Annotated in this window: 9 protein-coding genes; 6 read left to right on the top strand and 3 right to left on the bottom strand. The window is 58.3% G+C overall.

Annotated elements, in window-relative coordinates; translation table 11 throughout:
* Positions 1-110: 110 nt before the first annotated feature.
* On the top strand, positions 111-299 hold the full coding sequence (gene nrdD, locus T370_RS22875) for an anaerobic ribonucleoside-triphosphate reductase (RefSeq protein WP_034506307.1): 189 nt from the start codon (positions 111-113) through the stop codon (positions 297-299).
* Positions 300-815: 516 nt separating this feature from the next.
* Here nrdD and T370_RS0111335 read toward each other — a convergent pair.
* Positions 816-1,352: a ferritin-like domain-containing protein gene (locus tag T370_RS0111335; RefSeq protein ID WP_005024673.1), complete on the bottom strand. Its 537-nt coding sequence runs from the start codon at positions 1,350-1,352 to the stop codon at positions 816-818.
* Positions 1,353-1,620: 268 nt separating this feature from the next.
* Here T370_RS0111335 and T370_RS0111330 point away from each other — a divergent pair, with 268 nt between their 5' ends.
* From T370_RS0111330 to T370_RS0111320, 3 genes are all read left to right on the top strand, one after another.
* Positions 1,621-2,418, top strand: coding sequence for an acyl-[acyl-carrier-protein] thioesterase (locus T370_RS0111330; RefSeq protein WP_029435787.1), 798 nt, complete (start codon positions 1,621-1,623; stop codon positions 2,416-2,418).
* Positions 2,419-3,276: 858 nt separating this feature from the next.
* Complete coding sequence (locus T370_RS0111325; RefSeq protein ID WP_005024675.1) at positions 3,277-3,987, top strand: FadR/GntR family transcriptional regulator; 711 nt, start codon at positions 3,277-3,279, stop codon at positions 3,985-3,987.
* A 1-nt stretch (position 3,988) separates the two neighbouring features.
* Positions 3,989-4,786: a sulfite exporter TauE/SafE family protein gene (locus T370_RS0111320; protein ID WP_029435786.1), complete on the top strand. Its 798-nt coding sequence runs from the start codon at positions 3,989-3,991 to the stop codon at positions 4,784-4,786.
* 67 nt (positions 4,787-4,853) lie between these two features.
* On the opposite strand, the gene T370_RS0111315 is transcribed toward T370_RS0111320, so the two are convergent.
* Complete coding sequence (locus tag T370_RS0111315; RefSeq protein ID WP_029435785.1) at positions 4,854-5,489, bottom strand: CPBP family intramembrane glutamic endopeptidase; 636 nt, start codon at positions 5,487-5,489, stop codon at positions 4,854-4,856.
* A complete protein-coding gene (gene menA, locus T370_RS0111310) occupies positions 5,486-6,406 on the bottom strand; it encodes a 1,4-dihydroxy-2-naphthoate octaprenyltransferase (protein WP_005024679.1) in 921 nt (306 codons plus the stop codon). The genes T370_RS0111315 and menA overlap by 4 nt, the downstream gene beginning before the upstream one ends.
* A gap of 1,382 nt (positions 6,407-7,788) precedes the next feature.
* On the opposite strand from menA, the gene T370_RS0111295 reads away from it, so the two are divergent.
* Complete coding sequence (locus tag T370_RS0111295) at positions 7,789-8,037, top strand: DUF3311 domain-containing protein (RefSeq protein WP_005024680.1); 249 nt, start codon at positions 7,789-7,791, stop codon at positions 8,035-8,037.
* Positions 8,034-9,509 carry a sodium:solute symporter family protein gene (locus T370_RS0111290; protein WP_029435782.1) on the top strand — a complete coding sequence of 492 codons (1,476 nt, stop codon included), beginning with the start codon at positions 8,034-8,036 and terminating at the stop codon, positions 9,507-9,509. Before T370_RS0111295 ends, T370_RS0111290 begins: the two co-directional genes overlap by 4 nt.
* The last annotated feature ends 301 nt before the right edge of the window (positions 9,510-9,810 follow it).

Here is a 9,810-nt window from a genome sequence, read left to right as displayed (position 1 = left end):
CCCCGCAAGCTCGTGGACGGGCTGTTCTTCTGGCAGAGGGAACACTGCAAGAGCAGTTATGAGAGCGAGAGGGAGGGGAGGCAGTCGCCGCCGGAATTGAGGAGGCAGGAATGAGCAGGATTGGGGAATGCGAATCAGGCAGGACGTGGAATGGATTCCGCGTTGAAGGCGGGAAGGCAGGCCAGGGTGTGAAGTTCGAGCGTATCCGGCGCATCACCGGGTACCTTGTCGGCACGGTGGAGCGTTTCAATGACGCGAAGCGGGCCGAGGTCATGGATCGAGTGAAGCACACCGTCTAAACAAAAAAATTTCCCTACCGGTGGTGTGCTCTGATGGAGGCATATCACGGCGCGAACCGAGAGGGGGAGTTTCGCATTCACACAGCATACCGATGCTCACTTTTTTGAGGCGTTGGGAAGACGCTTTTTGCCGTCTGCACCAAGCTGTTTGGTGCAGGATATTCGTTACATGTTAAAATAATTAGATAGTATCACTTCACCGAAGGAAGATAGCCCCTCTTGCCGAAAAAGCACGGACGGTATCAAGACAAAAAGCGGTTCCACACGCGGCGTATGCCGGATGCGGAACCGTTTTTACGCGCGGAATGCACAAGAAGCCACTCCAACGGACGGCATTCGTTCCCAGGCCGGCATGGAAGGCAATCTGTGCCGGAAAAGCCTGCGAGCACAGATTCGATAACGTCGAAAGTCTTTGGAAAGGGAGGGACGCGAGCCGCGCTGACAGTTTTGGGGAAAGGGAGTTTGCTGAAGAAAGCCCCCTTTCCCGGTGTCTCTAACTTTTCAAGTGTATCCGCTCTAGTTTGCGGCTGCGGGAGCGATGGCAAAGCCCTTGGTGGTCCCGCCGGTCGAAGACGGCGTACCGGCGATCTTGGAGAGGAAGGTATCGCCGAGGGTTTCGATGTGATCGCTGATGTTATCGAAATAATTCAAGTGAATCTGCTCTTCGCCGATGATCGTTTCAAACAGTTTGGCGGTCAGGATATCGCCGTTGTCCACACAGACTTTGCGAAGCTCGTTGTACACGAAGATGGTGTCGTCTTCACTGTCGCTGTCGCTACTGTAAATCGCTTTGACTTCCTGCCCCTTGACCACCTTCCCGGCAACTTCGGAAGTAGGCTCACCGCCGAGTTCTTTGATGCGCTCGGCGAACATTTCGCAGTGGCGCATTTCATCGATGGCGATGAGTTTCATATTCGCGGCCAGTTCGCCATAGTCCATGTCGTCCAGGTTGTAATGCTGGTTCATGTATTGATGAATCGCATGTAGTTCCATGCTCCGCGCCTTGTTCAGCGCTTCAACGACGTTGGCCTTGCGGGTTTCACGATCAGACATGGCAAATCTCTCCTTACAAAGGTTTGTGCCAATATACGTCACCCGGAAACGCCTGTCTATATAACATGGGGAATACAGGAAGCGCCGCTCCGGCTGAAACGGGTATTGTACGCGCATGCGGCAAGCGGCACCGTGAACCCCGCCTCACAGCACCCGGCACCCCGTGTGACCGGGCCGCAACGGTTAGGCAAACGGAGGCCGCGTCCTGGACGAAAGCGCTACGGGCGTGCTACAGGCAGGAAGTACTCATTTTCCCCCGGAGAAGCATATGTTGGATTATCCCGAATATACTCTAGGCATTCAAGCCCGTTACGGCGAAGCGGGGACCGACGGCAAGATACGTCTCGGCGCGTTGGCGAACTGGTTTCAGGAGGCGGCCGGACACAACGCCTCGGCCCTCGGTTTCGGCGACGAGCGGCTTTTCGCGGAAGGGAAGGCGTGGATACTCACCCGCATGGCCTTTCGTATCAAGGAGTTGCCCTCGCCCGGCGACAAGGTGAACATCCGCACGTGGCCCGCGAAGCTCGAACATCTGGGGCACAGAGGGTATGAAGTGTACAACGCTTCCGACGAGCTGATCGTCGCCGCCGTGAGCGCGTGGACGGTACTGGATCTCTCCACCCGCCGCCTGACGGCCCTGCCCGAAGAGCTTGCCGCCGTCTATCCTGTGAACACGATTCCTTGCATCCCCTTCCCGTCCCGTACCATCCCACGGTTGCGCGAGGGGATAGGCAGCGCCGACGTGCTGGTACGGCGCGACGACCTCGACATCAACGGACATGTCAACAACTCAAAGTACCTTGGGTGGTTGCTTGAGTGTCTGCCGTGGTCCCCCGGTGAAAGCCTCATCCCGTCCCTGCTCGACGTGACATTCCGCGCCGAATGCTTCCCCGGCGATGCGCTCACCTCACAATGCGTCCCCCTGCCCGACGAAGCCGACGCCACCGCGCCTGAAGGGTTCCCGCAAGCGCCGCACGGCCTGCTGCATGTGATTCGCCGCACCGACTCGGGCGATGACGTCTGCCGCGCCGTGACGCGCTGGACGCAAAAAGTCCGGCTGCCTTAATGATGTGTCCCAGCATGGCCGCCCCGATAACCTGACCAACTCCAAAAGGCCGTTTCAGACGGCCTTTTTACTGCCCTTTGAAGTGGAATTCCGGTTCTCAAGCATATTTCACATGAAACGGCTTAGAGCCTTTCGAAATGAGAATCCTCTGACCCGAACGCAATTCTTTGACTGTGTAACATATCATAAATTATAAATAAAAATCTATTATTCGGCTGGACGATTCTTGGAATGGTCTATCATTCAAAAGGGATCCGCTCCAGTCCCCATTCGGCCCCTTCTGCAACCGCAAGCAAGGAATCGTTTCCGTTCCGTACCAATATCGACCCAATGCCGACCATTTACCGCTTGCACAAAACCGACCAATTCCGCACTGTAGGGAAATGTACGGGCATACAGTGGCATCCGAGACATTTTTTCGCATCCAACATGGGCTCCATACAGTGCCTTTCAGCATATACCGCGCACAGTGCCATGATCCATCCGTTTTCACCCAATATGAACTTAATGACCCGTTGTGAAAAAAGAATATCAGTCCATCATAAAGTGCAACACATTTTTTGCTTGCACACTCGATTCCGAGAGGATACCTCTCAATAAGTTGAAACAACGGCATAAATGGCTTGATGTGACGCCATACGCCGATTCAGGACGATCTTATGCGAAGAGACCTTTTCCATCGCGCGCGCATCTGCGCTCTTCCTGTTTTATCTGCATATCACAGTGTATTTTATACTCTTTTCCCTATTCCAATTTTTTGAGGACAAAAGAAACAAAAATGGTCTGAGTGGTCTATTTACGGTTGACAGAATCTTTCAATGGTCATATTGGCCTTACCAATTCAGTGAGGAATACATCATGCCCAAAACAGACTCTTCCGCCGGGCGTCCGCGCCGGAGCTATCAGAAGCTCACGGAACGCCTCCGGCAATTCATGGAGGAAGGCCATTTCCGCGACGGGGACAAACTGCCCCCGGAACGGGCCCTTGCCGAGTCCTTCGGCGTTTCCCGCAGCAGCGTCCGCGAAGCCATCCGTGCCCTTGCCGAAAAAGGGCTCCTCGAAAGCAGGCAAGGGGACGGGACGTATGTCCGCGTGCCCGACATAGAGCCGCTCAAGGAGGCCATCCTTGAAGCCGTGGATTCCGAGGGCCTGATGTTCGACGAGGTGACGGAATACCGCCGCATCGTGGAGCCGGGCATTGCGGAAATCGCTGCCGTGCGCCATACATCCGAACAGCTTGACCGCCTCAAGATCATCGCCTGCGATCAACAGCGCCGCCTGCTCGTCGGCGAGAACGACGGCGATCTCGACGCCAGATTCCACCTCGCCCTCGCCGAATGCACGGGCAACAAACTGCTCATAGACACCGTCGCCCGGCTGAACCGCATCTACGCCAAGGGGCGCACCCCGGAGCTGCGGGACACGCCGTGGCGCCAGTTCTCGGTTTCCTCCCACCTGCGCATCATCGACGCGCTTGAGCGGCGGTCCCCGGAAGACAGCCGCAAGGCCCTCGAAGAGCATATCGATACGGTTATCCACAAACACCTTTTCGCCACCGTGAGGGACTGACATGCTGATTTCACTGGTTGTTTACTGTTTGCTCGGGGCTATTGCGGGCGTTCTGGCCGGGCTTCTCGGCGTGGGCGGGGGCATCGTCATCGTGCCCATGCTCGTCTTTGCGTTCGGCTGGCAAAACTTCCCGCCGGACGTACTCATGCTCATGGCCCTCGGGACGTCGATGGGCAGCATCATGTTCACATCGATTTCCAGCTCGCTGGCCCACAGCCGCAACAAGGGCGTCCAGTGGGATGCCGTACGGAACATCACCCCCGGCATCCTGATCGGCACGTTCTGCGGGTCGTTCATGGCTTCCCACGTTCCGGCGCGGTTCCTTCAGCTCTTTTTCGTAGCCTTCCTCTTCTTCGTGATCACCCAGATGCTCAGCGGCAAAAAGCCCAAACCGTCCCGCCACCTGCCCGGTCTCGGAGGCATGAGCGTCGCGGGCGGGATCATCGGCGTGGTTTCGAGCCTCGTGGGCATCGGCGGCGGCACGCTCTCCGTGCCCTTCCTGCTCTGGAACAATCTGGACATGCGCAAAGCCATCGGCACCTCGGCGGCCATCGGCTTTCCCATCGCCCTTGCCGGATGCTTCGGCTACATCGTGAACGGCTGGAACGCCGCGAACCTGCCGCCCTATTCCTTCGGCTACATTTACCTTCCGAGCCTGTTCGGCATCGTCATCGTCAGCATGTTCACCGCTCCGCTGGGTGCGCGCCTCGCCCAGACCCTTCCGGTCCCCAAACTTAAGAAATGCTTCGCCCTCCTGCTCATCGTCGTCGGCATCAGGATGCTGCTCAAGGCGCTGTAAACAAACGGCACCAAAAGGCGGGGAGCAACCCCGCCTTTTTTATGGGCAACACCCTTTTCCGGCCCCCTCAGACGCCCGGCGTCAGGGGCCAGAGGATGAACACGGTGACCGTCCAGAAAGCATGGGAAAGGATGCAGGGGACGAGGCTGTCGGTTTTCCAGTAGAGCCAGCCCCAGAACAGCCCCGCCGTCAGGGCGGCCATGACCAGCATGAGGTTCCCTGAAAAAACGTGGACCCCCGCGTAAACGCACACCGCAAGGAGCCATCCGGCCTTTCCGCCGAAACGGTGCATGAACCAGCGCTGGACGAAGCCGCGCCAGAAAACCTCCTCGGCGGGGCTGGTGATGAAAAGCAGTACCAGCGCCATAGCGAGCGGCGAACCTTCATGGCGGATATCGTAGATGGCCGATACCTGATGCGGCGCAAAGCGGAACAGCCAGCCGGAAAGCGTATTGCCGAGCGCGAAGATCGCATAGAGGAGCGCCGCCGAAACGAGGCCGATAAGCACGGCCCGCCCGGTCCACTCCGTCCGTTTCATCGGAACGCCCGCGAACCAAAACGAGAGCAGGGCCAGCACCGAGGCCGCCGTACCCATGCCGATCCAGAAATTGACCCAGTGCAGGCCGAAATTCACCCACCAGAAGAACGCGGCCAGTGCCAGCGTGCCGCACACCTGTCCCGCTGTGGGAATGCGCGGCGTCATGCGAATATCCCCCTGATCAGGCCCTGCGCCAGTTCAAGGCCCCGCGGCAGCAGTATTCCGGCAATGAGCAGCAGCCCGAACAGGAAATGGTGCCTCGCGGATACGCCGTCCAGCGATACGAGTTCGGATTCGGGCAGAGGCCGGGTCCCGAGCGTCCGCAGCGTACGCCACAATCCCGGCGCGAGCACGAAAGGCAACAATCCGGACAGCGGCAAAACGCCGAATGCGGCGAGAAGCAGCAGGACGCCGTACGCGCCTACGCACAGGGCCGCGTACAGGTACAGGGCTTTCCTGCGGCCCAGCAACATGGCGAGAGTCGTGATCCCGGCCTCGCGGTCGTGCGCGATGTCGCGGATGTCGTTGGCGTGCATGATGCTGGTGACGAGGCACGCAATAGGCAGGGAGGCGAGAAAGGGCCGCCAGTCAAGGGAACCTCCCTGAATGTAGTAGGCGGGAAGCGCCATGAGCGGCCCCATGAGCAGGAATACCATAATCGGGCCGCAGGCATGGTATTTGTAGGGCCAGAAGCCGCTGGTGTAGCCGTAGCCGCCCGCAATCCCCACGAGGCCGAAGGCGAGGATCGGCCAGCCGCAGGCGAACCCGAGCACGATGCCCACGGCAAAGGCCACGCACAAGGCGATGAGGCCGCCCCGCCGCATGGCTTCGGGGCTGATAAGGCCGAGGAGGATGGGCGATTCGCCGTGGGCGGAAGCTTCGGTATCCACGCCGCTCCGGTAGTCGCCATAGGTGTTCAGCATATTCGTGCCCGTCTGAACCGCGACGCCGCCCAAAAGCGTGAGCAGGAACAGCCCGGCATGAGCGGCATCCGAGGCCCACGCCAGCGCCGCCCCGAGCGTCAGAGGAATCACGGACGCGGTGAACGACCAAGGCCGCGTCGCCAAAAGCCACTTCTTCATGGAACTCTCCTGATGGACAATGAGCCGCCCTCAAAACCGGGGAAAGCGGCGGAGCAACGCTTACCCCTTTTGGGGGCGCGCATTCGTTCTTGAACCTATCATCTTTCTGTTATTGTAAAATACGGTCACAGTATACACGGTTTGTTTTGTTTTACCACATTTTTTTACCGTGCAGGAAAGACTGCTGGAACCCTCTGCGCCCCTCTTTTTGCGCATCCCGGCCTTCTTGGGAGAGTTGGCGTTTGCATCGCTCACGTATCTCGACGCAGTCGCGTTTGGCCATTTGTTCGAGCTGCCAATATAACGTGATAGTATCAAAACGCCATATCGCTTCCATGAACGGATGCATCCCGGAATCACTATGCAACGGCAATACTGTATCTCTGCAACAAAGAAAGGCTCTCCCCGAATTTGAAAGGAACGGCATATCCTCTCAAAAACGGCATCTTTTTCCTCATCAGGCGCTGAACAAATCCGTTTTTCTCCTGTTCCAAAATATTTTCATAGCAAAAAAGGTGGCGCGTAAGCCTTGAACGGCCTTTCCCACATCTTTTTTACGGAGTTGCAGATGGTTCTTCTGAGGATCCGTGTTTACCCGGAGCCCGTTCGCTCAAGAAAGCTGTGCCACAAATGGTCGATCTTTCCTTGTTATAGTGCCACGGCCTGGGTACCGTTTGGACAATGCATCCATTTTCTTCTTGACCCCTATAGCCCATCTTTCTATTCTCTTTATATACCAAAACGGGTTGCACGGAAAAATCATGAACAAGCGTTACGGCATCCCCCTCCATTCCATTGTTTTGCTCGCCCTCTTGCTGGCGGCGGGGGGATTTGCGCGCGTTTTTCCCGTGCACCCAACAAACGGGTCGGCCCGTTTCGATGCGCCGGAATACATCCAGCCTCTCCTCATACAGGGGGTATGCCCTCCGGGTTCCGACGAGGATGTTCCATCCTTCAAGTCAAAAGCTCCGCCGCCGGACCCGGGCACACATCTGGCGGCGTCCACCTCTCCCCCTGTCCCTCCTCTGACGCAGGGCCGCCTGTGTTCTCTCATCCCCGAGTGCCCCCGCCCTTCATGGCGCGGCCTCCTGCCCTTCCCCCTTCCCCCACCTTCCCTTTGATCCCCTTCCCTTCGTCGTCTGTGCACCCCGCGTGCGGGCCTCCCGTGCCTTCCCTTTCCCAGGGATAGCGTGCGGGCAAGTTGCAAAGAGCCATGCCAAGCATTCCTCCTGTCGCGTCCAGCGTATGGGCCGGGAGGGGCGCCTTCGCGGATAAGGCTGCCCTTCCCTTGCACCCGTTGAACGGCACCCGAAAGGGAGCAGCGGAGAGCCCGTCTACACGCCTGAACAGGGCGTACCACTCTCAACCCCGTGAGGCGACACATGCAATCAAGAATCCCCACCTATATCTTCTCCCTGTTCATCCCCCTTGCGCTCGTTATCGGCTGTTTCGGCTTCTATAACCGTGTGGAACCGCGCATTTTGGGATTTCCTTTCATCTACGCCTGGATTTTTGCCTGTTTTTTCCTTGTATCGGCCAGCATGTGCATCGGCTGGCTCCTTGATCCCCAGTCCGACAGGAACAAGAAACGGGCTTCCTCTTCTCGCGCACCGAAGGAGAATGCATCATGACCGCTCTCGTTTTCATAGCCCTTATGGCTTTTTCAGTGGTACTGGCTTTTATGGCGAAACGCGGCGTCATTGCCGATTCGATGGATGACGTCATGGTCGCGGGGCGCTCTTTCGGCGCATTCATGGTCTTTTTCGTCACCGTAGGCGAAACCTACGGCATCGGCACCATGATCGGCGTACCGGGCGCCATCTACTCCAAGGGCGTCAGCTATTCGCTGTGGTTCCTCGGCTATATCCTGCTCGGCTTCGTGGTAGGCTATTTCATGAACCCGGCGATCTGGCGCATGGGCAAGATTTCGGGCGCCATGACCATGCCGGACTGCTTCCATTGGCGCTACGGGAGCAAGGCGCTGGAAGTACTCGTCGCCGTGATCTGCATCGTGTTCCTGCTGCCGTGGATGCAGATGCAGTTCGCGGGGCTGGCCACCATCCTGCGCTACATCGGCTGGGACATCAGCTACACCGTGGGCATCGGGATCTCCGCGGCGATCGCCTACCTCTATATCGCAGTGGCGGGCATCCGCGCCCCGGCATGGATCAGCATCATGAAGGATATCCTCATGATGGCGGCCATCGTTTCCGGCGGGCTCGTCGCCATCCACAACATGCCGGGCGGGATCTCGGGCATCTTCGATATGGCCATCGCCCATTTCCCGGATAAAGTCGTTATCGACGCGGAGCCCATCACCAAAAACGCCACATTCGTCTTCTCGACCATCATCTTTCAGGCGCTCGGCTTTTGCGTGACGCCGCTCCAGTACCAGTTCATATTCACTGCAAAATCGGAGGACACCATCCGGCGCAACCAGATCATCATGCCGTTGTACATGTTCATGTACCCGTTCCTGATTGTGGCGGCGTACTTCGTGCTGGTGACGGTGCCGAACCTGAATGATCCGGACTCGTCGTTCATGGCGCTGACCGCAGCCAACCTGCCCGAATGGACGGTAGGCATGGTGGCGGCGGGCGGCGCGCTGACCTGCATCCTCGTCATTGCGGTGAGCGCCCTCAATCTGGGCGGGATTTTCAGCCGCAACATCTGGGGCGTGTTCCGATCTTCCGTGTCTCAGAAGCAGGCCGTCCTCGTAACGAATATGGCTACAGGGGCGTCTCTCCTGATCAGCGTGGTATTGGCGGTGATGCTGCCCAACCTGATGCTCGGAGTCATCAACATCGCGTACTTCTGGGCGACCCAATGTTTCCCGATGGCGCTGGCAACGTTCTTCTGGCGCGGGGCCACCCGGACGGGCGTATTCGCCGGCCTGCTGACGGGCGTGGTCGCCGTCGTCGTCCTCACGGAAACGCACGTGACCTTCTGGGGCCTGAATCAGGGATTTGTCGCCATGACTCTGAACGCGCTGGTCATGGTAGCGGTTTGCCTGTGCACCAACCCGGATGAAGCGACGAACGAAACCAGCAACGCCCTGTTCGCCTATGCCGCTCAGGAAGAACCCGAAGCCGCGGATCTCTAGAGCCCATTCCTTTTGAAACGGCACGGAGGCATTGGGGAAGGGGAATTTTTCTGAGGAAAGCCCCTTCCCCTGGCTTGCGGAGCGGTTCGCGCGCCCCTTTCCAAAGGCTTTTCTGCGTGGCGAATCCTGTCCCGCAGCGTTCCTCCCCATCCCTCCCAATAGCCCTCCCCGTCCGCTTCGGGAAGAAATTGACGCGGCAATTCGCCGCGGACAGGACTCTTTCTTCCTCACTCGGACATGGACATGTACGCCGTCAAGGGCGCATCCTCGGATGAGCTTCGTCTTTGGCGGCAACTCCCAC

This window comes from Bilophila wadsworthia ATCC 49260 (genome assembly GCF_000701705.1).
GTDB lineage: Bacteria > Desulfobacterota > Desulfovibrionia > Desulfovibrionales > Desulfovibrionaceae > Bilophila > Bilophila wadsworthia.
This window is presented reverse-complemented; position numbering and strand designations above follow the sequence as displayed.